Raw genomic sequence first — 24695 nt, forward strand, 5'->3', positions numbered from 1 at the left:
GCGCCGCAACCCGTGGACGCTCCGGCTACGAATACTTCTTGGTACGCCGGGTCGGGGCGGTATTGGCCGGATCATCCGGCCAGATGTGCTTCGGATAGCGCCCTTTCATCTCTTTTTGCACCTCGCGGTAGCTCCCCTGCCAGAACGCGCCTAAATCGCGGGTGATTTGCAGCGGGCGCTGGGCGGGCGATAGCAGCTCCAGCACCAGCGGCACTCGCCCCTGAGCTATAACCGGGGTCGTCGCCTCGCCAAACATCTCCTGCATCCGTACCGCCAGCGCAGGCGGATTTTCATCATGATAGCGAATGGCGATGCGGCTGCCGGTCGGCACCGTGTAATGTGTGGGCAGTTCGCTATCCAGCTTCTGACGAAGCGACCACGGTAGCCAGTTTTGCAGAGCCTGACGCACGTCCAGCGCCTTGAGCGCGCGCAGCGAGTGAACGCCCGTCATCTGCGGCAACAGCCACTCCTCAAGCGACTCCAGCAGCGATGTTTCATCAACGGCGGGCCACGCCTCTTCCGGCAGCCACTGCGCGGCGCAGTGCAGTCTCAGGCGCAGCTGTTCCGCTTCCGGGGTCCAGTTGAGCACGCTCAGGCCCTTATCGCGGATACCGTTGAGCATCGCCTGATGCAGCTCCTCTTCCGAAGGCTTCGCCAGCGGCTGGGTTTTGAGCACCAGTTGCCCGATACAGGTGCGTCGCCAGGCCTTCAGGGTGCCCAGCGCTTCGTCCCACTCGACGGTATCAGAACGCTGAGCCAACGCCGGACACTGCTCAATTAGCGCATGAATATCCACCGGCAGCGCCAGTAAAATCCGCGCATCCGGCGACGAACTGCCCTGCAACAGCAGCGGCGCAATCAGCCACTCATGGCGACCCAGCGCATCGTCAGCATCAAGCATCGCCCCCATCCCGTTCGCCAGCTGATAGCGCCCTTCCTGGCCGCGACGATAGGCAATGCGGTCGGCAAAAGCCGCAGCCAACAGCGGCGCCATTTGCTCAGCATCGGGCTGACCGCCGCGGGTCGCCAGCCGTTTCATCAACTGCTGCGCTCGCTGCTGCCAGTTGGTCTGTTGACGGGCAAACGCCGAGCTAAGGTCGCTATTACCGCCGCGCGGCGGCTCTTCCAGGATCGCCGCCAGCTTAGCCGCCGTCGCGACACCATCAGCATCGTCCGTTGCGGTCAGCATCGCCGCCAGGCGCGGGTCGTTACCCAACGCGGCCATTTTGCGCCCGTGCGCCGAGAGTCGCTCGCCTTCCAGCGCCGACAGCGCTGTCAGCAGGCGGCGAGCCGCCGCCAGGTTAGTCGCAGGCGGCAGATCCAGCCAGCTAAGCTGGGACGGGTCCTGGCATCCCCACTGCAAAAGCTCCAGCAGCAGCGCCGACAGATCGCTTTGCAGGATTTCCGCATCTCCCTGCGCCGCCGCGCGTTCAGCCTGCTCTTTACCGATCAAATGTAAACAGATCCCCGGTTCCAGACGTCCGGCACGCCCGGCGCGCTGGGTCATCGAGGCCTGGCTAATGCGCTGCGTAATCAAGCGAGTCAACCCGGTGCGGGCATCAAAGCGGGCGACGCGCTCCTGGGCGCTATCCACCACCAACCGAATACCTTCGATAGTCAGACTGGTTTCGGCGATATTGGTCGCCAGCACCACTTTGCGCATCCCGGCAGGCGCAGGAAGTATCGCCTTGCGCTGCTCGTTCAGCGGCAGCGCGCCATATAGCGGACAGAGAACCACATCGTTCGCCACCCGCTCCGCCAGCCGCTCCTGCACCCGCTGAATCTCCCCAACGCCGGGCAGGAATAGCAGCATCGAGCCGCTTTCGCTGCGCAGCAGTTCTGCGGCGGCAATCGCCACCGCCTCGTCAAATCGCTGATGCGTTGGCAGCGGCAAAAAACGCCGTTCAACCGGAAACGCGCGCCCTGCGGATGTCACCGTTGGCGCGTCCGGCAGCAACTGTTGCAAACGCTCGTTATCCAGCGTCGCCGACATGATCAGCAGCTTGAGATCGTCGCGCAATCCCTGCTGCACATCGAGCAGCAGCGCCAGCGCCAGATCCGCCTGCAAACTGCGTTCGTGAAATTCATCGAGGATCACAAGACCAATGTCGGTCAGTTCGGGATCGCGCTGGATCATCCGCGTCAGGATCCCCTCAGTCACGACTTCGATGCGCGTCTTCGGCCCGACGCAGGTCTCGGCGCGCATGCGATAGCCCACGGTCTCGCCGGGTTTCTCCCCCAGCAGCTCCGCCAGCCTTTGCGCCACGTTGCGTGCAGCCAGCCGCCGCGGCTCCAGCAGAATAATGCGTCCGTTGATTTTACCTTCCGCGAGAATTTGCAGCGGCAGCCAGGTGGATTTCCCGGCACCGGTTGGCGCATTGAGCAGAACCTGCGGCGCATGCTGCAGGGCAGTGAGAAGTTCAGGAAGAACGGCGGCAACCGGCAATGAGGACACGAAGGGCTCCGGAGGTTAACATTTGAGGGCAAGCATTGTAGCATCCTGATAATTCATTACCGAGTCTCTATCATGTCCGAGCCGAAAAGGCTGTTTTTCGCCCTTGAGCTGCCTAAAGAGGTTCAGCGGCAAATTGTTCACTGGCGCGCCGCCAGCTTTCCCGACGATGCGGGTCGACCGGTGGCGGCGGATAATCTCCATCTGACGCTGGCGTTTCTCGGCGAGGTGAGCACGGAGAAACAGCGCGCACTGTCAGCGATGGCCGGGCGTATTCGCCAGCCGGGCTTTACTTTAACGCTTGATGACGCCGGACAATGGCTGCGTTCACGCGTCGTGTGGCTGGGCACCCGCCAGCCACCGCGCGGGGTGCTACAGCTGGCGAATATGCTGCGCGCTCAGGCGGCCCGCAGCGGCTGCTATCAAAGCCCGCAGCCGTTTCATCCGCATATCACCCTGCTGCGCGACGCGCGCCATGCGGTGCCGATTCCGCCGCCCGGCTTCAACTGGGCGTTTGCGGTCGACGAATTTGTCCTCTACGAGTCCAGCTTTAGCCGCGGGCGCACCCGCTACACCGCTCTGGAACGTTACCCTTTCGACAAGGAAAGCTGATGCAGTTCACTCCCCCGCTACAGTCCGCCATCTTAATTAAACGTTACAAACGGTTTCTTGCCGATGTTGTCACCCCCGATGGCCGTGAGCTAACTCTGCACTGCCCCAACACTGGCGCAATGACCGGTTGCGCCGCGCCGGGCGATACCGTCTGGTATTCCACATCGGATAATCCTAAGCGCAAATATGCGCACACTTGGGAATTAACTGAAACCGTACAAGGCGCAATAATTTGTGTTAATACTTTACGCGCTAATACGTTGGCGAAAGAGGCGATTCTGGCAGGAAACATTCCTGAACTTTTAGGTTATAACACGCTGAAAAGTGAAGTGAAGTATGGTTCTGAAAGTAGCCGCATTGATATTCTGTTACAGGCAGATTACCAACAAAACTGCTATATTGAAGTGAAATCGGTTACGTTGGCGGAGAAAGAATACGGTTATTTCCCCGATGCGGTCACCGAGCGCGGTCAGAAGCACCTGCGGGAGCTGATGAGCGTAGCGGCGGCGGGCGACCGGGCGGTAATTTTGTTCGCCGTACTGCATTCGGCGATCGACCGTTTCTCACCCGCGCATCATATTGACGCCAGATACGCACAGCTATTGATTGAAGCGCAAACCAAGGGGGTAGAAATTCTCGCATACAAGGCGGAACTTTCTACTGAAACAATGACTCTGAATAAGCCGATTACCGTGGTGTTAACCCCCGGTAAATAAACGGCTAAATAGTATTCTGGTCGCGAGCGCAAATACGCTTTTCCTCACAGGGTTGTCAAGTGTAACGTTTAGATAATTGCTATCCGGAAAAGCATCTGCTATTTATAGCGGCCTGATTTTTCCCCCTACACGGGGATCGATAGTGCGTGTTAAGGAGAAGCAACATGCAAGAAGGGCAAAACCGTAAAACATCGTCCCTGAGTATTCTCTCCATCGCAGGGGTGGAGCCGTACCAAGTTAAACCGGGCGAAGAGTACATGAACGAAGCCCAGTTGGCGCACTTCAGGCGCATTCTTGAAGCGTGGCGTAATCAACTTAGGGATGAAGTGGATCGCACCGTGTCGCACATGCAGGATGAAGCTGCCAACTTCCCGGACCCGGTAGACCGTGCCGCCCAGGAAGAAGAGTTCAGCCTGGAGCTGCGTAACCGCGATCGTGAACGTAAACTGATCAAAAAGATCGAAAAAACCCTGAAAAAAGTCGAAGACGAAGATTTCGGCTACTGTGAATCCTGTGGCGTCGAGATTGGTATCCGTCGTCTGGAAGCGCGTCCGACCGCTGACCTGTGCATTGATTGCAAAACGCTGGCGGAAATTCGCGAAAAACAGATGGCAGGCTAATCCACTTCGCTGGTGTATCTCCGGCGGGAGTTCGCTCCCGCCTTGATGCTTTATCAGTCACATCATGAAAGACTCACACTATATTGGGCGCTTTGCCCCCTCACCTTCTGGCGAACTCCACTTCGGCTCACTGATTGCCGCGCTTGGCAGCTATCTGCAAGCTCGGGCGCAGAGCGGTATCTGGCGCGTGCGCATTGAAGATATCGATCCGCCGCGTGAAGTCCCCGGCGCCGCCGCAACTATTCTGCGTCAATTAGAACATTACGGCCTGCACTGGGACGGCGAAGTGCTTTGGCAATCGCAGCGTCACGAAGCCTATCGTGAGCGCCTGGCCTGGCTGCACGAGCAGGGACTCTGCTATTACTGCACCTGTACCCGCGCGCGCATTCATGCCGCCGGCGGTCTTTACGACGGCCACTGCCGGGATTTACAGCTCGGTGCGCAAAACGCAGCCCTGCGCCTGCGGCAAACGCGGCCGGTTCTCGAGTTTTACGATCGACTGCGCGGTACTCTCGTTGCGGATGAACCGCTGGCGCGTGAAGATTTCATTATTCATCGTCGCGATGGGCTGTTCGCCTATAATCTTGCGGTCGTGGTGGACGATCATTTCCAGGGCATCAGCGAAATTGTCCGCGGTGCCGATCTGATTGAACCCACGGTGCGGCAGATTTCGTTGTATCAGCATTTTGGCTGGCAGCCGCCGGACTATATTCATCTACCTCTGGCGCTAAACGCTCAGGGAAATAAACTGTCGAAGCAAAATCATGCTCCAGCGCTATCGCAAGGCGATCCACGCCCGGAAATTGTGCGAGCGTTAACGTTTCTTAACCAGGATGTCATTCAGGAATGGCGAGAGCTGAATATTGACGATTTACTCAAGCATGCGGTAGTGAACTGGCAGCCGGAGAAAATCCAGCATTCTCAAATGCGTTCCGCTGAGCTATGATTAGCCGCTATTTTTTTGTCCTGAAGTCCGTCTGACACTACGAGGTGTACCATTTTTACCCGAGTCGCTAATTTTTGCCGTAAGGTGCTAAGCCGTGAAGAGCGCGAGGCAGAAGCCACCGTCGAACAACGACATATGACGGTTATCCCGCGTGATCAGCATGCAATTTCCCGCAAAGATATCAGTGAAAATGCCCTCAAGGTCATGTACAGACTCAATAAGGCGGGCTACGAATCGTGGCTTGTCGGCGGCGGCGTACGCGACCTGCTGCTGGGCAAAAAGCCGAAAGATTTCGATGTCACGACCAATGCAACTCCGGAGCAAGTACGCAAGCTGTTCCGCAACTGCCGTTTGGTCGGCCGTCGCTTCCGCCTGGCGCACGTGATGTTCGGGCCAGAAATTATTGAAGTCGCCACCTTCCGTGGTCATCACGAAGGGCATACCACCGATCGCGTCACCTCGCAGCTTGGCCAGAACGGCATGCTGCTGCGCGACAACATCTTCGGTTCAATCGAAGAAGATGCCCAACGCCGCGACTTCACCATCAACAGCCTTTATTACAGCGTCGCTGATTTCACCGTGCGCGACTACGTCGGCGGCATGAAGGATCTGCAGGATGGCGTTATCCGTCTGATTGGCGATCCGGAAACCCGCTATCGCGAAGATCCGGTGCGCATGCTGCGCGCGGTGCGTTTTGCAGCGAAGCTCAATATGAGCATCAGCGAAGAGACCGCCGAGCCAATCCCACGCCTGGCAACGTTGCTGCACGACGTACCTCCGGCGCGTCTGTTTGAAGAAGTCCTGAAGCTGCTGCAAGCGGGTGATGGCTATCAAACCTACATGCTGCTGCGCGAATACAATCTATTCCAGCCGCTGTTCCCGACCATCACCCGCTACTTTACCGAGCGCGGTGATAGCCCGATGGAGCGCATTATCAGCCAGGTGCTGAAGAATACCGATAACCGCATCCGTAACGATATGCGCGTTAATCCGGCGTTCCTGTTCGCGGTAATGTTCTGGTATCCGCTGCTTGAGATGGCGCAAAAAATTGCCCAGGAGAGCGGTCTGGCCTACCACGATGCCTTCGCGCTGGCGATGAACGACGTGCTGGATGAAGCCTGCCGCACGCTGGCAATCCCTAAGCGCATTACCACGCTGGTGCGCGATATCTGGCAGCTTCAGCTGCGGATGTCTCGCCGTCAGGGCAAACGCGCGTGGAAGCTGATGGAGCATCCGAAATTCCGCGCCGCCTACGATCTTCTCGAACTGCGCGCGGGTGCGGAGAATAACGGCGAGCTTCTGCGTCTGACCAAATGGTGGGGCGAGTTCCAGGTGGCCATGCCGCCAGATCAGAAAGATATGCTTGACGATCTGGGCGACGATCCGGCCCCGCGCCGCCGTCACCGTCGTCCACGCAAGCGCGCGCCGCGCCGCGAAGGCAGCGCATGACGTTAGTCTATATCGCCATCGGCAGCAATCTGGCCTCTCCGCTTGAGCAGGTGAACGCTGCCGTTAGCGCGCTTGGTGAAATTCCTGACAGCCGGGTGATAAGCGTTTCTTCTTTCTATCGCACACCGCCGCTGGGGCCGCAGGATCAGCCTGATTACCTCAACGCCGCCGTGGCGCTGGAAACTTCGCTCGCGCCTGAAGAGCTGCTTGATCACACTCAGCGCATCGAACTGCAGCAGGGCCGCACGCGTAAAGCTGAACGCTGGGGACCGCGCACGCTGGATCTCGACATCATGCTATTTGGCGATGAAGTGATAAATACTCCGCGCCTGACCGTACCGCACTACGATATGAAAAACCGCGGTTTTATGCTATGGCCGCTGTTTGAAGTCGCCCCGGAGCTGCATTTCCCTGACGGGATAGCATTACGTACTGTGCTGGCGAACCTCGCCGCAGATAAACCCGCCATCTGGTAATATCCTTTCGTATTTTAGCAATTACGGCGATCGTGGTAATCGATTGCCCAAAACCATTGCCCCCCTGAATGCTGCTGTTAGAATGCCGATTAAAATGACTTTCATCATCAGGAAACGTTATGAAACCGACCACTATCTCCCTGCTGCAAAAATGTAAGCAAGAGAAGAAGCGCTTCGCCACCATCACTGCCTACGACTACAGCTTCGCCAAACTGTTTGCCGATGAAGGCATCAACGTGCTGCTGGTCGGCGACTCGCTGGGCATGACGGTACAGGGCCACGACTCCACTCTACCGGTCACCGTAGAAGACATCGCCTACCACACTCGCGCCGTGCGTCGCGGTGCGCCGAACTGCCTGCTGCTCGCCGACCTGCCGTTTATGGCTTATGCCACGCCAGAACAAACCTTCGAGAACGCTGCCATCGTGATGCGCGCGGGGGCCAATATGGTCAAAATCGAAGGCGGTGCGTGGCTGGCGGATACCGTAAAAATGCTTGCCGAACGCGCGGTACCGGTGTGCGGACATCTGGGCCTGACCCCTCAGTCGGTGAACGTCTTCGGCGGTTATAAAATTCAGGGCCGCGGCGACGCCGGGCAAATTCTGCTTGATGATGCGCTGGCGTTAGAAGCGGCTGGCGCGCAGCTGCTGGTGCTGGAGTGCGTGCCGGTTGAGCTGGCAAAACGCGTTACCGAAGCCTTAACTATTCCGGTGATCGGCATTGGCGCAGGCAACGTCACCGACGGGCAGATCCTCGTGATGCATGACGCCTTCGGTATTACCGGCGGCCATATTCCCAAATTCGCTAAAAATTTCCTTAGCACGGCAGGCGACATGCGCGCCGCAGTGCGTCAGTATGTTGCCGAAGTGGAGTCCGGCGTCTATCCGGGCGAAGAACACAGTTTCCATTAAGGAGTATTGTTGTGCTGATTATTGAAACCCTGCCGCTGCTGCGCCAGCATATCCGTCGTTTACGTCAGGAAGGTAAACGCATCGCGCTGGTTCCTACCATGGGCAACCTGCACGATGGTCATATGAAGCTGGTTGATGCAACGAAAGCCAGCGCGGATATCGTGGTGGTCAGTATCTTCGTCAACCCGATGCAGTTTGACCGCCCCGAGGATCTGGCGCGCTATCCGCGCACGCTGCAGGACGATTGTGAGAAACTAAACAAACGCAAAGTCGATTTTGTCTTTGCTCCAGCTACGGCGGAAATCTACCCACAGGGTATCGAAAGCCAGACTTACGTTGATGTACCGGGTCTGTCGACGATGCTCGAAGGCGCCAGCCGTCCGGGCCACTTCCGCGGCGTCTCCACTATCGTCAGCAAGCTGTTTAACCTCGTGCAGCCGGATGTCGCCTGCTTTGGCGAGAAAGATTTCCAGCAGTTGGCATTGATTCGCAAGATGGTGGCCGATATGGGCTACGACATCGAAATTATTGGCGTGCCGATTATGCGTGCCAAAGATGGTCTGGCCCTCAGCTCTCGCAACGGTTATCTCACTGCAGATCAGCGTAAAATTGCACCGGGGCTGTATAAGGTGATGAGTCGCGTGGCGGAGAAGCTGGTGGCTGGTGAACGCAATCTGGACGAAGTCATCGCCATTGCCGCCCAGGAACTGAACGAGAAAGGCTTCCGCGCCGACGATATTCAAATTCGCGATGCGGATACGCTGCTTGAACTCACGGAAAACAGTCAGCGCGCGGTGATTCTGATGGCGGCATGGCTCGGCCAGGCGCGTTTGATCGACAATCAAAGCGTCGTGCTCGCACAGTAGACATTGGTTAAAAATAAGGCAATACTGCCTGGAATTTCCTCAAAGCGGGTGTTACATCCGCTTCGTTATCGTTAAGCTTCAAAGGTAAAACGTTATGATTCGTAATATGCTGCAGGGCAAACTACACCGCGTTAAAGTCACGCAGGCCGACCTGCACTACGAAGGCTCCTGCGCTATTGATCAGGATTTTCTTGATGCATCCGGTATTCTGGAGAATGAAGCTATTCACCTGTGGAATGTCACCAACGGTAATCGTTTCTCCACCTACGCCATCGCCGCAGAGCGCGGTTCCAGAATTATTTCCGTTAACGGTGCAGCTGCGCACTGTGCAAACGTCGGCGACATTTTAATTATCGCCAGCTTCGTTATGATGCCAGATGCAGAAGCCCGCACCTGGCAGCCGAAAGTGGCCTATTTTGAAGGCGACAACGAAATGAAACGCCAGGCCAAAGCCATTCCGGTACAGGTGGCGTGATATTATCCCTGCGGCTGATTGCTAATCAGCCGCGACATCGTTTCCAGCGAATCTGTTCTTAAAATATAGAGTCTTTTCAATAAGAACGGGTTATCTCCCGGTTTTACCTTCCCTCTTACCGTCGTCACCGCCAGATGAAAGCCGGCATCGTTCGCCGCCTGGACCGCCGTCGCGTTGTAGCCGCCAAAGGGATATGAAAGGTACAACACGTGCGGATTAAACTGCGCCAGATCCCGCCGCGAACGCTCAAAATCAAACAAAATATTGTGGTAGCTGCGGCTTAGCAAAATAGGATGACGGTAAGCATCAACCCGATGCAGAAAATGGGTATGCGACTGCACGTCGAAGACGTCCTGAATCTGCTTGAGTTCGGAAATACTCATAAACTGCAGAGATTTCGGTGCCCATTTCTGCGGATGGCGCTTAATGCGCGACGAGATAATAAAGGCCGTGGCGTGAAAGCCATACTGCTTAAGAATCGGATACGCATAGCGATTGACCGACTTCAGACCATCATCAAAGGTGATGACTACCGAGCGTGCAGGAAGATTCACTTTATTGCGCAGATAGCCTTCCAGTTGATACATACTCAGAGTCGTATAACCCTGGTCACGAAGCCAGGTCATCTGATTGCTGAAGGCGCGGACGGAAGTGGTGGTTGAGGTGTGGCGAAAGCGGGTATTTTCTTCATCACGCAGAATATGGTGATAAGTCAGAATCGGAATACCGTTATCTTCCTGCGCATCCAGACTGCTCACCCACGCCAGACGATTGCCAATGCGGATTTGAAACCAGGTTTGATTAAGCCGGTCTTTGAGCTTGCTGATAATGGGATAGCGCAGATTACTCGTCAGCGTGCCGAACGGGGCGCTGCCGACGGAAGGCGCGTCATAAACCGGCGTATCTTTCCAGGTAATGAGATTTTGATTACTCAGCGGCTTATTCAGGTCGCCCAGGTTATCCTCAACCCGCTGCTTGCCCTGTACCGACTCCAGATGGCCCTTATCAATAAAACCGGTGCCAAAACCAAAATTGAACTCATAGTAATCCGCCGCCGTTGGCACTACCGCGAGAATTTGCCCTGCCCGCACGTTACCCACGCTGACGACCTGATTACCCACTTGCGCCCAAATATCGGCATCTTCGGTGGTCTGCATATAATGCGCAGGCACTCCCTGCTGGCTTAACAGACTGGCGGAAGCGCTGAGAGACATCAGGAGGAGGAGCAAAACGAAAATTCGGGCAAACATGCGCATCAAGCCGATAGACAAACCTGCCGTTATTGTAACAAAAGCGGTATCAATACCAATGCTTAATTCCCGTACGGCTCATGCAGCAGTCGAAAAGGCGGATTTTTTTGCTGCTGATGCCAGAGGCTGCTCACCGCGGGACCTCCGGTGCTGACTATCGTATTACGGAAAGCTTCGCTGCTCAGCGTCTGACGCAAAAGATACATACCCTCCAGTAATGGATAGCTAATCCCGGAAATCACTTCGCAGTGGGTATGTTTATGGCTCATCAGCGAGGCCACGCGATAAGGTGCCGCCCCGGTTTTATCCGTCAGAAAAATAACTCCTTCACCACTGTCCACCTCATGCATCGCGTTGCACATCATGCGGCTCAGCATATTACTGCTGAGATTACGCCAATAGTTTACCGCCCGACATTGCGCCAGCGGCCCAAACTTTTTCTCCAGACGATCCAGCATCTCCTGCGCCAGCTCGTCATGACAGGTAATCACCCAACCTAACATATGCATTTTCTCCTTGAGGAGGTACATGCTAAAGCAATGTTAATCAAAACTTTGTGACATAACGTATTTTTTGATAAAAATTTATTTAACCTTAGACTGCCCTCCGACCTCATAAATTACATTATAAATAACAACAACATCGTTATAAATAGCATAAATGAGCAAAATCTCAATCCATGCTACGTATAATATATTAGCTACACACATATATAGTAATAAATCAAACCCCATGTATTCATGGATAGCATTTATTTATTCCTAAATTACGTGTCACCGTGAATATTATGAGTCTTTAGTATTTACTAAAAGACAAAAATGGAATAATACTCTCATCGCGCAGTATTATTTTTATTAAGGATGATAATCATGAAATTCACTTTGAATGCAATTGTTTTTGCAATGGCTAGCGTTTCGATAATTCCGACGGTATTTGCTGCAAATGCCACTAGTGATGGTCAGGTACATATATCAGGGACTGTTATTCAAAACGCCTGCGTTGTCGATGGCGACGAAGGTACAACTTTTAACGTAGAATTAATGGATGTTAACAAGGTTAACTTTGTTAACGTTGGCGATACGGCTGCCAATCAGTCATTCAATATCAAACTAAAAGATTGTGATGTCAGCACCTACACGAATGTAAAAGTTCGTTTCGAAGGTACTACGGATGATGATGCTGGCACTACCGTTCTAAAAAATACCGGTGGCGATGCGACAGGTTTTGGCCTGCAAATCCTGGATGCGGGAAGCCCGATGACGTTTAACGATCAGAGCGCCTGGTCAACGAATACTAAAATCGCAGATGGAGCGAATAACATTCCATTTACCGCACAGTATATCTCCACCAAAGCACAAGCTGATTTGGTGGCGGGTACCGTAGATGCCACAGCAACGTTCTACCTACAATATAACTAATGTTGAAACCTGCCAGCCCGTATTCGGGCTGGTCAGGGGATGACGGCTCATTATGAAAAAGCATATTCAGGCAAGTTTACTACTCTGCACCCTATGGAGCACGCTGGCACAAGCTGGCGTCACGATCGGCCTGACTCGGGTTATTTATCATGGGAATGATAAAGAAGCTTCCGTTCCAGTGATCAATGGCGATAAAGAACCCTATTTGATTCAATCGTGGGCGCAGTCTATTAGCACAGACGGTACTATCGGTGATGCCCCTTTCATGGTCACACCGCCTTTATTTCGCCTCAACGCCGGGCAAAAAAACGTACTGCGCGTTATCCGCACTGGTGGCAATTTACCTGAAGATCGAGAATCGTTATTCTGGCTGGATATTAAATCCATCCCAAGTAGTAATCCAGACAGTAAAGGCAGTAAGATTAAGTTAGCAGTAAAAACTGAGTTTAAATTAATTTACCGCCCACAGAAATTAACACAAACGCCAGAGAAAGTAACATCTCAGCTAAAGTGGACTCGCAAAGGCGAAATCTTAACCGTAAATAACCCCACGCCCTATTATATGAATTTCGCTGATATTATCGTTGGTAGCAAAAAACTAACAGCACCGCAATATGTTGCGCCATTCAGCTCAGGTAATTATAAAGTCCCCACCAATATTAACGGGATAGTCAGTTGGTCAATTATTAATGATTATGGCGGTGCAGGTCCGATACACAAACAAAGCCAATAAATAACATCAGGATGCAGAATGAACTCAAGGAAAGAGCAAAGGATGCGGCTGCTTTTAAGACAAACGGTGGTATTAACACTGTTAGTCAGCGCAATTCTGCATACGGCTCAGGCGCGAGATTATTTTGATCCTGCTTTCCTGGAAAGCCGTGGCCAACATAAAAACGCGACGACCGATCTTTCAGTCTTCGCTACCGACCAGAGCCAGCTTCCTGGAAATTACTATGTTGATATTTATGTCAACGACACTCCCGCAGGAACGCGCAGTGTCAAGTTTCAACAGGTTAAGCAAAACAGCGAACTGCAGGCGCTCGAAGGCTGTTTGCACATTGATGAACTCAAAATGGTTGGCGTTAAAACCGATCTCTTCCCTAAACTGAATTCAGAACAAAACTGCGCCGATCTCTCACAAATTCCCGGAGCCAGCCAGAAATTTGATTTTCAGGAACAGAAGTTATTTATCAGCATTCCACAGATTTATATCGCTTCCAGCGCCCGAGGCTACGTTCCACCAGAAATGTGGGACGAAGGCATCCCGGCGCTACTGATGAACTATAGCTTTAATGGCTACAAAGACTACAGTTCTAACAATAATGAAGACGATATGGAGTCAAAGTTTCTGGCACTGCAGCCAGGACTCAACGTAGGGGCATGGCGATTACGCAATTACACGACCTGGAATTCACAGTCGAGCGATACCAGCAGCAGCGCTCGCTGGAGCACCGTCTATAACTACCTGCAACGCGATATTGTTCCGCTAAAAAGCCAGCTCACCGTATGGGATAGCAACACGCCATCAGACATTTTCGACAGCGTGGCATTTCGCGGGCTACAGCTTGCCTCCGATGAGCAGATGTTGCCTGACAGCCAACGGGGCTATGCCCCGTCAATTCACGGTGTCGCCAGAAGCAATGCTCAGGTGACTATCCGTCAAAACGGTCGCATTGCCTACCAGACCACCGTGCCTCCCGGCGAATTTGATATTAACGATATGTTCCCGACCGGCAGTAATGGCGATTACGACGTCACCATTAAAGAAGCTGACGGCAGCGAACAACACTATGTCGTCCCCTACGCCTCACTTCCTCTTTTACAGCGAGAAGGAAGAGCTAAATATAATATTATCGCCGGAAAGTATCGTGATAATGACAACCATACCCGGGACAACTTTACCCAGGCGACGTTGCTGTATGGCCTGCCGTGGGGGATCACCGCCTACGGAGGCAGCCAGGTTGCCAGTGATAAATACCAGTCTGTGGCTCTTGGACTTGGACAAAACATGCGAATGCTGGGCGCGATTTCCGTTGATGGCACCTGGTCACATGCAAAATTTGACGATCGTACTGAAACCGGCCAATCCTGGCGCATACGCTACAGCAAAGGGGTGGTCAGCACCGGTACTACGCTATCGATTGCCGGTTACCGCTACGCCAGTGAAAATTATAATACGCTTGAAGATGCACTTAACCCGGATGATGATGACTACAACTATTACGGCAAACGACACAATCGCTTTGAAGCGTCTATAAACCAGCGGCTGAGCAGCAATCTGGGCTCCATTACCTTAAGTTGGGTCAAAGAAAACTACTGGCATAGCCCGCAAGAAATGCAATCCCTGAGCGTTGGCTATAACAATAGCTGGGGAGCAGTTAGCTATGCGCTGAACTACAGCTATAACCACAATACTTATCAACGCTACTCTTCTGACGATCAAGATGACGACGATCGCTATCAGCAAAACGATAGCCTTTTTACCCTCTCGATTAATGTGCCATTTTCTTTATTCGATTCAAGAATGTACGCCAGCTATATGCTTAATGCGCGCAAGGGCGATGCCACGGTGAACAGCACAACATTGAGCGGGAGCGCGCTGCGCGGGCAAAATCTGAACTGGTCGGTACAACAAAGCCACAGCACTACGGAAGGTGACTCCGGTGGGCTGAGCGGTAGCTATAAAGGTACATACGCTAATTTGAACGCAGGCTATAGCCAATCCCCGGATTCTCATCAAATAAGTTACGGCATCGAAGGCGGAATGGTGGCCCATGAAAATGGTATCACGCTAAGTCAGCCCATCACCGGTTCGGCCATTTTGGTTAAAGCCCCAGGCGCTGCGGATGTTGCTATCGAAAATCAAGCCGGCGTCACTACAGACTTCCGCGGTTATACGGTTATCCCCAACGTTACGCCTTATTACCGCTACGATATCTCGCTGGATGGGCAAACTTTTGCTGATAACATCGATATCCCCATCAACAACCAAACTGTGTACCCCACGCGCAATGCGCTGGTCCGCGCTACCTACGATACCCACAAGGGCTATCGCGTACTCATGACCTTAACGCGCAGCAACGGCGACAATATTCCTTTCGGGGCGACGGTCAGCACGAGTGAGAAAGAAGGTGGTCAGGCTAATATTGTCGGCGACAACGGAAAGGCGTTCCTCAGCGGCCTGACGGAAGAAGGGAATCTGCTGGTGAAATGGGGCGACAATGCAAATACCACTTGTCACGCGGCTTATCATCTGGATACCAGCAAAAATATGAATGGAATCATAATAGCGCAGAGCACCTGCCAATGAAGGAAACAATGAATAATCGTTGCATTAAATATATGTTACTGGCACTTACGCTAATTTCAGGTCATGCGCTGGCAGACAGCATAGGTAATGGGAGCGGCTGGTGTCAGCCGTCATCAGGAACGCATGACTATCCTTTTAGTTTTAATCAGAACATCACTACTACTGATGAAAACAAAACGGGCAAAATTATTGAGCAGAGTTGGAGTGGTAGCGGTGAATACGCTGCTCAATGTGATTGTGACAACACGGATTTTCGCGGCCCAAATTACTTCACCGCGACGACTGGCAGTTTGACGCAGAAAGGGACATTCAGCGAATCACGCTACTACGGTCATATGGACTACTATGTGCTGGTGTCAGATAAACTGGAAATTGGTACCGAAGTCTATATTGCCGGGCAATTAGGCCAGTATGTTCCCGTCCCCTTTTCATCTAAAAGTAATAATGATTCTTCCGCTGGCGGCTGTACCGGGGCTGAAATGAAATCGATGACGGCAGGGAATAGAGGCACGGTCAGAATTTACGTTACTCATCCACTCGTCGGCCAGATAGTCATACCCGAAACAACGATCATGAATCTGTATCTATCAAAAGTAGCTACCGGCAGTGGAGATAACATCCCCCCGTCAGTCCCCCCAGTAGCACACGTGACGATGTCCGGCACGATAACTGTCCCACAGTCCTGTACCATCGAAGCGGGTCAGGTTATTGAAGTTAAACTAGATGATATTTTAGGCAAGGACATTAGTCACCTCGGTGATAGCCCAACGCAGAAAACCACAAAATTTGCGTTTACCTGCAGCAATGTTGCCAATGGAACTAATTTATCTATCGCCCTTTATGGGGAAAACGATCCGAACAATAGCAATTACCTGAAGACGACTAACGACGATATTGGAATAAAAATCACCGATATTGACCAAAATATCATTGCCCCCAACGGTAGTAGCTATATTCCTGTCCCTTCCTATGTTGACGGCACAGGCAGTAGTCAATTCACCGCCGCCCCCGTTAATACTACCGGGAACATTCCACATACCGGAGAATATGAAGCTACAGCAACGCTGGAACTTCAGATTCGGTAAAAAAGGGCGACATCGTCGCCCTCCTCGCTTAGCTACGCAGGCCGCGCCCGCGTTGGATCAAATACCAACACAGCAGATAAAACGCGGTAATAAATACCACCAGCACGCCGAAAGTGGTGACAAGCGGAACATCGTTAATCCCCAGGAAACCGTAGCGGAAGCCGCTGATCATATAAACAATCGGATTCAGGTGCGACAGCGCCTGCCAGAACGGCGGCAGCAAGGTCAGAGAATAAAACACCCCACCGAGGTAGGTCAGCGGCGTCAGAACAAAGGTAGGAATCAGGCTGATATCATCAAAGGTTTTAGCAAACACCGCATTCAGCAGGCCCGCCAGCGAAAACAGTATCGCGGTCAGTATCAGCGTCAGGGCGACGAACAGCCAGGAGTGAACCTGGAACGGGACAAAAAATAACGAAATTGCCGTCACCAGAATCCCTACGAACAGGCCGCGTGCAACCCCACCACCGACATACCCGACAATCACCACGTGCGTGGGGACCGGCGCTACCAGCAGCTCTTCTATATTACGCTGAAATTTCGCGCTGAAGAAAGATGAGGCCACGTTGGCATAGGCGTTGGTGATCACCGCCATCATGATCAGGCCCGGCACGATAAACTGCATATAGGTAAAACCGTGCATTTCACCGATGCGCGAGCCGATAAGGTTGCCGAAAATGACAAAATAGAGCGTCATGGTAATCACTGGCGGGACCAGAGTCTGGATCCAGATACGCATAAAACGGTGGATCTCTTTGGTCCAGATGCTTTTCAGCGCAACCCAATAAAGCTGCATCATGCTGACTCTCCTTTCCGGTCATGTACCAGCGTGACAAACAGCTCTTCAAGACGGTTAGCTTTGTTACGCATACTTAAAACCTGTACTCCCTGCGCGCTCAGTTGGCTAAACACGCTATTAATTCCCTGCTCACGCAGCACTTCCACTTCCAGCGTTGACGTATCCACCAGGCGATACTGGTAACCTTCCAGCACCGGTAACGGGCTTTTCGGCGCCAGATCGAGAATAAAGGTTTCTGATTTCAGCTTGGAAAGCAGCTCTTTCATCGAGGTATTTTCCACCAGCTCGCCGCTTTGAATAATGCCGATATTGCGGCATAGCATTTCGGCCTCTTCCAGATAGTGGGTAGTCAGGATAATCGTGGTGCCTTTATCGTTTAAATCTTTCAGGAACCCCCACATCGAACGACGGAGTTCAATATCCACCCCTGCGGTCGGCTCATCGAGGATCAGCAATTTTGGCTCATGCATTAACGCGCGCGCAATCATCAGGCGGCGCTTCATCCCACCGGAGAGCATCCGCGCACGTTCATTGCGCTTTCCCCAAAGATCGAGCTGTTTAAGGTATTTTTCGCTACGAATAATCGCTTCTTTGCGCTCAACGCCATAGTAACCCGCCTGATTCACCACAATCTGTTGTACGGTTTCAAAGGGGTTAAAGTTGAACTCCTGCGGCACCAGGCCGAGCTGGCGCTTGGCATTCACCACATCTTTTTGCAGATCATAGCCAAACACGTTGACCTCGCCGGAGGTTTTATTCACCAGCGAACTTATAATACCGATAGTGGTCGATTTACCCGCACCGTTTGGCCCGAGGAGCGCATAAAAGTCGCCCGCTTCAACTTGCAGATCGATTCCACGCAGCGCCTGAACCCCGCCGGGGTAGGTTTTCTTGAGCTGTTTTAGTTCCAGAGCAATGGTCATTAAATGTCTCTTCTCACGTCGTGACACGCGATGGGTTGTTTTAAAAAATGTGAGGTTAACCTATATTAGCGCAACGCACTTACTTGGTTACAGGCCCGTAAACATCCATGAACGATATAGATACACTCATCAGCAATAATGCACTATGGTCAAAAATGCTGGTGGAGGAAGACCCCGGTTTTTTTGAAAAACTGGCGCAAGCGCAGAAGCCGCGCTTTCTGTGGATTGGATGTTCTGATAGTCGCGTCCCCGCTGAGCGCTTGACCGGCCTGGAGCCTGGCGAACTTTTCGTGCACCGTAACGTCGCAAACCTGGTGATTCACACCGACCTGAACTGTCTTTCCGTTGTGCAGTATGCCGTTGACGTACTGGAAGTCGAGCATATTATCATCTGCGGTCACTATGGCTGCGGCGGTGTGCAGTCAGCGATTGAAAATACCGAGCTCGGCCTTATCGATAACTGGCTGCTGCATATTCGTGATATCTGGTTTAAGCACAGCTCGCTGCTTGGCGAAATGCCGGAAGAGCGTCGCCTTGATACTTTGTGTGAACTGAATGTGATGGAGCAAGTCTACAACCTTGGCCATTCAACTATCATGCAGTCAGCGTGGAAACGCGGGCAGAAAGTGACTATCCACGGCTGGGCTTACGGTATCCACGATGGCATGTTACGCGATCTCGACGTAACCGCCGTCAGCCGCGAAACGCTGGAGCAGCGTTATCGCCAGGGAATTTCCAACCTTAAAAGTAAGCACGCCAATCACAAGTAACCGACGCACTCACTTTTTATCCCGGATAAGACGCGTTATACCGCATCGCTATCCGGGATATATCGCCAAAGTTTACTCGTCCAGCAAAATCACTTTGCCAACATACGGCAGGTGACGATAGCGCTGAGCGTAATCAATGCCGTAACCCACCACGAACTCATCCGGGATCGCAAAACCAACAAACTCAACCGGGACGTTAACTTCACGACGGCTTGGTTTATCGAGCAGCGTACAAATCGCCAGGGATTTAGGTTCGCGCAGGCTCAGAATTTCGCGCACTTTCGACAACGTATTACCGGAATCGATGATGTCTTCCACGATCAGTACATCTTTACCACGGATATCTTCATCAAGATCTTTGAGGATTTTGACATCGCGAGTGGTGGACATGCCGCTGCCGTAGCTGGAGGCGGTCATGAAATCGACTTCATGCGGCACCTGAACCTCGCGGCAAAGGTCGGCCATAAACATAAATGACCCACGCAACAGCCCCACCAGCACCATTTCGCTGCCGCTATCTTTGTAGTGTTCGTTGATTTGACGACCTAACTCGGCAATACGGGCTTTGATCTCGGTTTCCGGGATCATCACTTCTACAGTATGTTTCATAAAACTAACCATTTGATTCTTAATGTAAATCATCAAAGCCGCTGCGGTAGCACCGACGTTGACCGGCAAGCCATAAAGTATACCAGCAAAAAGAAATCTGCGGTGCAGGGATTAATAAAGCCAATTTTGTGATTCCGATCACACTTGTTAAATCCTATAATTAATTGCATTTAAAAAATTAACAAACAAACGAGTATCTTTCTATGGCAGAAACAAAATCTCAACAATCACGGCTACTCGTGACGCTGACAGCTCTTTTTGCGGCGTTCTGTGGCTTGTATCTTTTAGTGGGCGGAGCCTGGCTGGTCGCGATTGGCGGCTCATGGTACTACCCTATAGCCGGTCTGGTGATGCTGGGCGTCACCGTCATGCTCTTGCGCGGCAAGCGTTCTGCGCTTTGGCTGTATGCCGCGCTGCTGCTTGCCACTATGATCTGGGGAGTATGGGAAGTTGGTTTCGATTTCTGGGCGCTGACGCCTCGTAGCGACATCCTGGTCTTCTTCGGCATCTGGCTTATTTTGCCTTTTGTCTGGCGTCGTCTGCCAATCCCATCTGGTGGTGCGGTTGCCGGATTGGTTGTCGCTCTGCTTATCAGTGGTGGTATTCTGACCTGGGCTGGTTTCAACGACCCGCAGGAAGTCAACGGCACGCTGAGCGCCGATGCCACGTCTGCTGCGCCAATTTCTACCGTTGCCGACAGCGACTGGCCAGCATATGGCCGTAATCAGGAAGGCCAACGCTACTCACCTCTGAAGCAGATTAATGCTGACAACGTGAAGGATCTGAAAGAAGCCTGGGTCTTCCGCACTGGCGATCTCAAGCAACCTAACGATCCGGGTGAAATCACCAATGAAGTGACGCCAATTAAAGTTGGCGACACGCTCTATCTGTGTACTGCTCACCAACGTTTGTTTGCGCTTGATGCTGCGACGGGTAAAGAGAAATGGCACTTCGATCCGCAGCTTAACTCGGATCCGTCCTTCCAGCACGTGACCTGCCGCGGTGTCTCTTATCACGAAGCCAAAGCGGATAACGCACCGGTGGATGTGGTTGCAGATTGCCCGCGCCGTATCATTCTACCGGTCAACGATGGTCGCCTGCTCGCTATCAACGCCGACAACGGTAAGCTATGTGAATCCTTTGCCAACAAAGGCATTCTCAACTTACAAACCAATATGCCTGTCACCACTCCTGGCATGTATGAACCCACTTCACCGCCGATTATTACCGATACAACGATCGTTATCGCCGGAGCCGTCACCGATAACTTCTCAACCCGCGAACCCTCTGGCGTTATCCGTGGTTTTGATGTCAATACCGGTAAACTGCTGTGGGCATTCGATCCGGGCGCGAAAGATCCGAATGCTATCCCGAATGATGAACATCATTTCACACTCAATTCACCAAACTCCTGGGCACCTGCTGCTTACGACGCGAAGCTGGACCTGGTCTATCTGCCCATGGGCGTGACTACCCCAGATATCTGGGGCGGCAACCGTACGCCAGAGCAGGAACGCTATGCCAGCTCCATCGTGGCGCTGAATGCGACAACCGGGAAACTGGCGTGGAGCTATCAGACCGTTCACCACGACCTGTGGGATATGGATATGCCGTCACAGCCGACGCTGGCGGATATCGATGTTAACGGCAAAACCGTTCCGGTTATCTACGCCCCGGCGAAAACTGGCAACATTTTTGTTCTGGACCGTCGTACTGGCGAACTGGTTGTCCCGGCGCCAGAAAAACCGGTCCCACAAGGTGCTGCCAAAGGTGATTACGTCTCGAAAACTCAGCCGTTCTCCGACCTGAGTTTCCGACCGAAGAAAGATCTGACCGGTGCCGATATGTGGGGCGCCACCATGTTCGACCAACTGGTGTGCCGCGTTATTTTCCATAAATTGCGCTATGAAGGTATTTTCACACCGCCATCAGAGCAAGGTACGCTAGTCTTCCCGGGTAACTTAGGGATGTTCGAATGGGGCGGCATCTCCGTCGATCCAAATCGTCAGGTAGCAATTGCTAACCCAATGGCGCTGCCGTTTGTATCAAAACTGATCCCTCGCGGCCCCGGTAATCCGATGGAGCAGCCGAAGGACGCCAAAGGTTCTGGTACCGAAGCCGGTATTCAGCCGCAGTACGGCGTCCCTTACGGCGTTACGCTAAATCCGTTCCTGTCGCCGTTTGGCCTACCGTGCAAACAGCCTGCCTGGGGCTATATTTCTGCGCTGGATCTGAAGACCAACGAAGTGGTATGGAAAAAACGCATCGGTACACCGCAGGATAGTCTGCCGTTCCCGATGCCGATTAAGCTGCCATTCACAATGGGTATGCCGATGCTGGGCGGCCCAATTTCCACAGCGGGTAATGTGCTGTTTATTGGTGCAACTGCGGATAACTACCTGCGCGCATATAATATGAGCAACGGTGAGAAACTATGGCAGGCACGCTTGCCAGCAGGCGGTCAGGCGACGCCGATGACCTATGAAGTGAATGGCAAGCAGTATGTTGTCATCTCCGCAGGCGGCCACGGTTCGTTTGGCACGAAGATGGGTGACTATATCGTTGCTTACGCTTTGCCTGACGACGCGAAGTAAAAAATAACCTCTCTTCGTTTAGGAGAGGCCATAAAAAACGCCCTTCGCGGGCGTTTTTTCATCAGAAATTGACGTTATTTATCAAACTTGAGGGACAGCAAAGAGGCTTTTGCCGCTTCCTGATACTGCTCGATCAAATCTGTAGTCATGTTAAACGTCATCTGCACCGCTTTTTCATCCTGGGATGTGATTAACATCATATTGAGAATTTCGGAATCCGGTGTCTGCGAGCGGAAAGTGAGTAGCCAGCCTTTATGACCATCCACGGTAACGGCCTCAGCCTGCGGTTTTAAACTTTCCAGCATCTTAAGCATCATATCTTTGAAAACATCAAGCTTATCAGCTGGTAGCAGGTTACGACCGGCAGTGATCCCCAAAGAGGCTTTGCCTTTTTCATCCCCATAAATCACCTGAGGACGATTTTCTGAAGGATATTTTATCTTCGCCATCTCTTCAGACATCGGGGTCAACCCCTGTGGAACTTCGATACTCAGTTTTAATTCAGGTACATCCTTGCGATCCATCGTCATTCCGGCATGCGCGGAAAGCGTAACAAATAGTGCCAGCGATGCGGCAATGACTTTGCGGAAAATATCCATTTCAACCTCGTGATTGTTAAATAACCACGCCAGTATATTCTCGTTTTTTTTAAACAATACAAACAGAAAGGTATTTAGGAAAAGCACCTGCTCCCCCCACGGACGAGCAGGCTGGGGTATCACATCACACGGTGGTAAAAGCCAACATCATTCCCGTATCTTCATGCTCCAGCAGATGACAGTGCGCCATATAGGCATGCTCTTTCGGTGCATCATGGTCAAATTTCACCAACACTTCACTGACATCGCCCTCAACTCGTACAGTATCTTTCCAGCCGCTACGATGCGCTGCTGGTGCTTTGCCGTTTTCCAACAAAATACGGAACTGAGTACCGTGTATATGGAACGGGTGGAGCATCATGTCACCTTTACCGGAAATAACCCACCGCTCATATTGCCCTTTTGTCGCAGTAAACATGGGAACATTCATATCAAATGCTTTTCCGTTAATCCGGTTAGCATTATGGAAATCAAAGCCTTTATCGCTATGCTTCATTTGCGCCATACCGCCATGATTCATCTGACTCATGTCACCGTGGTTCATATTATTCATATTTCCCATCGCACCATGATTCATCATCCCATGGTCCATTCCGGACATCGCCTGGTCGCCATATTTTTGCATCAGCGCCTGCATGCCCATCATATCAAGCATCGGATCCATAGAGAGCTGCAGCGTACGTTGAGTTAGCCCTTGCAGAGAGGGTAGCGCTGGCATCGCGGCCAGAACATCAGGCAGTTTGCCGGAGGCCTGAATAGTCAGCGGTTGAATACGCAATACCGGCTGCAGCTTATCGAACGGGGTAATCGCCATTCCCATCTGATTCACCGGCAGCGTTATCAGATCAAAAGGTTTACCGTCCGTCGTATCCACCAGGACTTCAAAACGCTCCCCCATTAACACCGGTAGCTCATTAAGTTTCACAGGTTCAGCCAGCAAGCCACCATCACTAGCTACTACGTACATGGGCCGATTATCACTGGTTGAGAAATTCAAAGAGCGGGCATTGCAGCCGTTAAGCAGGCGCAAACGCAACCATCCGCGAGGCGCAGCATGCTCGGGGTAAAGCGATCCATTAGTCAACAGCGTATCGCCAAACCAGCCAACGGCTGCACTCATGATATCGAGTTGATAATCAATCTCTCCTGCTGGGGTAAATTTCTTATCCTGCACAATCACCGGTACATCATCGATTCCCCACTGCTTTGGCAGCAGCAGTTTTTCGCTCTCCTTATCGGAAATCAGTACCAATCCAGCCAGTCCCATCGCAACCTGACGACCCGTTTTCCCATGTTGGTGAGGGTGGAACCAGCAGGTTGCCGCTCGCTGTGTGGGAGTAAAACTCACCGTACGCGAACCACCAGGCGCAATCACTCCCTGTGGACCTCCATCGACCTCGCCGGAAACTTCCAGACCATGCCAGTGTACGGTAGTCTCCTCCGCAAGGCGGTTATGGATATCAACAGTTGTCGTTTCTCCCTGCTTAAGCTGTAGCGCGGGCCCCAACAAATTGCCGTTATAGCCCCAGGTGGTAGCCAGGTGGGAACCGAATTGTGTTTTGCCTGCCTGGATAGTTAAGGTGATGCGATTACGTGCGTCGGCAGTCAGCAGCTCCGGTATGGGCAATACCGGACGACTGGCGGCAAAAACCGAGCGACTCCATAGCGGCAAGGCACTGGCCGCGCTGACCGCAGCGGTTAATTTGAGAAATTCACGACGTTGCATTTTCACATCCTTTTTATTCTGCTGGCGAATATTTGAGCTTAAACCTTCCACCAACGGGAAGGTCAAGCAGAAGAGTAAGAATAAAG

Annotated in this window: 24 protein-coding genes; 15 read left to right on the forward strand and 9 right to left on the reverse strand. The window is 52.5% G+C overall.

The annotated features are described in order from the left end of the window. Positions 1-25 precede the first annotated feature (25 nt). Positions 26-2455, reverse strand: coding sequence for an ATP-dependent helicase HrpB (hrpB, locus tag AC07P6_RS24895; protein ID WP_478314931.1), 2430 nt, complete (start codon positions 2453-2455; stop codon positions 26-28). Between the two features lie 72 nt (positions 2456-2527). On the opposite strand from hrpB, the gene thpR reads away from it, so the two are divergent. The 9 genes from thpR to panD all read left to right on the forward strand — a co-directional run bounded on the left by thpR (position 2528) and on the right by panD (position 9523). Continuing rightward, positions 2528-3064, forward strand: coding sequence for an RNA 2',3'-cyclic phosphodiesterase (thpR, locus tag AC07P6_RS24900; RefSeq protein ID WP_478314932.1), 537 nt, complete (start codon positions 2528-2530; stop codon positions 3062-3064). Then, on the forward strand, positions 3064-3780 hold the full coding sequence (gene sfsA / locus AC07P6_RS24905; protein ID WP_110272508.1) for a DNA/RNA nuclease SfsA: 717 nt from the start codon (positions 3064-3066) through the stop codon (positions 3778-3780). Before thpR ends, sfsA begins: the two co-directional genes overlap by 1 nt. 164 nt (positions 3781-3944) lie before the next feature. Beyond that, positions 3945-4400: an RNA polymerase-binding protein DksA gene (gene dksA, locus AC07P6_RS24910; protein ID WP_110272509.1), complete on the forward strand. Its 456-nt coding sequence runs from the start codon at positions 3945-3947 to the stop codon at positions 4398-4400. Positions 4401-4464: 64 nt separating this feature from the next. Then, on the forward strand, positions 4465-5346 hold the full coding sequence (gene gluQRS, locus AC07P6_RS24915; RefSeq protein WP_478314933.1) for a tRNA glutamyl-Q(34) synthetase GluQRS: 882 nt from the start codon (positions 4465-4467) through the stop codon (positions 5344-5346). A gap of 51 nt (positions 5347-5397) precedes the next feature. Beyond that, complete coding sequence (gene pcnB / locus AC07P6_RS24920) at positions 5398-6795, forward strand: polynucleotide adenylyltransferase PcnB (RefSeq protein WP_478317086.1); 1398 nt, start codon at positions 5398-5400, stop codon at positions 6793-6795. Continuing rightward, a complete protein-coding gene (gene folK, locus AC07P6_RS24925; protein WP_434660090.1) occupies positions 6792-7271 on the forward strand; it encodes a 2-amino-4-hydroxy-6-hydroxymethyldihydropteridine diphosphokinase in 480 nt (159 codons plus the stop codon). Before pcnB ends, folK begins: the two co-directional genes overlap by 4 nt. 119 nt (positions 7272-7390) lie before the next feature. Continuing rightward, positions 7391-8182 (forward strand): 3-methyl-2-oxobutanoate hydroxymethyltransferase, encoded by a 792-nt coding sequence (gene panB, locus AC07P6_RS24930; protein ID WP_182236389.1) that lies wholly within the window; start codon positions 7391-7393, stop codon positions 8180-8182. A gap of 11 nt (positions 8183-8193) precedes the next feature. After that, complete coding sequence (panC, locus tag AC07P6_RS24935) at positions 8194-9048, forward strand: pantoate--beta-alanine ligase (protein ID WP_478314934.1); 855 nt, start codon at positions 8194-8196, stop codon at positions 9046-9048. A gap of 94 nt (positions 9049-9142) precedes the next feature. After that, positions 9143-9523 carry an aspartate 1-decarboxylase gene (gene panD / locus AC07P6_RS24940; protein ID WP_182236385.1) on the forward strand — a complete coding sequence of 127 codons (381 nt, stop codon included), beginning with the start codon at positions 9143-9145 and terminating at the stop codon, positions 9521-9523. A 2-nt stretch (positions 9524-9525) separates the two neighbouring features. Here the strand turns inward: panD and AC07P6_RS24945 are convergent, their stop codons facing one another. Together AC07P6_RS24945 and AC07P6_RS24950 are read right to left on the reverse strand one after the other, a co-directional pair. Next, positions 9526-10779: a polysaccharide deacetylase family protein gene (locus AC07P6_RS24945; RefSeq protein ID WP_182236383.1), complete on the reverse strand. Its 1254-nt coding sequence runs from the start codon at positions 10777-10779 to the stop codon at positions 9526-9528. A gap of 56 nt (positions 10780-10835) precedes the next feature. Next, on the reverse strand, positions 10836-11276 hold the full coding sequence (locus tag AC07P6_RS24950) for a PTS sugar transporter subunit IIA (protein WP_478317088.1): 441 nt from the start codon (positions 11274-11276) through the stop codon (positions 10836-10838). Positions 11277-11642: 366 nt separating this feature from the next. Between AC07P6_RS24950 and AC07P6_RS24955 the strand changes: the two genes are divergently transcribed. From AC07P6_RS24955 to AC07P6_RS24970, 4 genes are read left to right on the forward strand one after another with little or no spacing between them, the layout of a single operon-like run. Further along, a complete protein-coding gene (locus tag AC07P6_RS24955) occupies positions 11643-12191 on the forward strand; it encodes a fimbrial protein (protein WP_478314935.1) in 549 nt (182 codons plus the stop codon). A gap of 52 nt (positions 12192-12243) precedes the next feature. Then, positions 12244-12924, forward strand: coding sequence for a fimbria/pilus periplasmic chaperone (locus AC07P6_RS24960; protein ID WP_478314936.1), 681 nt, complete (start codon positions 12244-12246; stop codon positions 12922-12924). Positions 12925-12942: 18 nt separating this feature from the next. Further along, positions 12943-15504 carry a fimbrial outer membrane usher protein gene (locus tag AC07P6_RS24965; RefSeq protein ID WP_478314937.1) on the forward strand — a complete coding sequence of 854 codons (2562 nt, stop codon included), beginning with the start codon at positions 12943-12945 and terminating at the stop codon, positions 15502-15504. 8 nt (positions 15505-15512) lie between these two features. Further along, positions 15513-16589 (forward strand): fimbrial protein, encoded by a 1077-nt coding sequence (locus AC07P6_RS24970; RefSeq protein WP_478314938.1) that lies wholly within the window; start codon positions 15513-15515, stop codon positions 16587-16589. A 28-nt stretch (positions 16590-16617) separates the two neighbouring features. On the opposite strand, the gene AC07P6_RS24975 is transcribed toward AC07P6_RS24970, so the two are convergent. Next, positions 16618-17388, reverse strand: a complete 771-nt coding sequence (locus AC07P6_RS24975) for an ABC transporter permease (RefSeq protein WP_434660097.1) — start codon at positions 17386-17388, stop codon at positions 16618-16620. Next, positions 17385-18311 (reverse strand): ABC transporter ATP-binding protein, encoded by a 927-nt coding sequence (locus AC07P6_RS24980; protein ID WP_181483545.1) that lies wholly within the window; start codon positions 18309-18311, stop codon positions 17385-17387. The genes AC07P6_RS24975 and AC07P6_RS24980 overlap by 4 nt, the downstream gene beginning before the upstream one ends. A 107-nt stretch (positions 18312-18418) precedes the next feature. Here AC07P6_RS24980 and can point away from each other — a divergent pair, with 107 nt between their 5' ends. Next, positions 18419-19081 carry a carbonate dehydratase gene (can, locus tag AC07P6_RS24985; protein ID WP_110272520.1) on the forward strand — a complete coding sequence of 221 codons (663 nt, stop codon included), beginning with the start codon at positions 18419-18421 and terminating at the stop codon, positions 19079-19081. A 72-nt stretch (positions 19082-19153) separates the two neighbouring features. On the opposite strand, the gene hpt is transcribed toward can, so the two are convergent. Next, positions 19154-19690, reverse strand: a complete 537-nt coding sequence (gene hpt, locus AC07P6_RS24990) for a hypoxanthine phosphoribosyltransferase (protein WP_110272777.1) — start codon at positions 19688-19690, stop codon at positions 19154-19156. A gap of 19 nt (positions 19691-19709) precedes the next feature. Then, entirely contained in the window at positions 19710-19814 is a 105-nt protein-coding gene (locus AC07P6_RS24995) for a hypothetical protein (protein ID WP_182240641.1), read from the reverse strand. A gap of 79 nt (positions 19815-19893) precedes the next feature. Between AC07P6_RS24995 and AC07P6_RS25000 the strand changes: the two genes are divergently transcribed. Further along, positions 19894-22284, forward strand: a complete 2391-nt coding sequence (locus AC07P6_RS25000) for a glucose/quinate/shikimate family membrane-bound PQQ-dependent dehydrogenase (RefSeq protein ID WP_478314939.1) — start codon at positions 19894-19896, stop codon at positions 22282-22284. 74 nt (positions 22285-22358) lie between these two features. Here the strand turns inward: AC07P6_RS25000 and AC07P6_RS25005 are convergent, their stop codons facing one another. Both AC07P6_RS25005 and cueO read right to left on the reverse strand, forming a co-directional pair. Next, on the reverse strand, positions 22359-22808 hold the full coding sequence (locus AC07P6_RS25005; RefSeq protein WP_478314940.1) for a DcrB/PsbP domain-containing protein: 450 nt from the start codon (positions 22806-22808) through the stop codon (positions 22359-22361). 199 nt (positions 22809-23007) lie between these two features. After that, entirely contained in the window at positions 23008-24609 is a 1602-nt protein-coding gene (gene cueO / locus AC07P6_RS25010; protein WP_434660106.1) for a multicopper oxidase CueO, read from the reverse strand. Positions 24610-24695: the final 86 nt, after the last annotated feature.

This window comes from Klebsiella sp. GFKo11 (assembly GCF_056490265.1).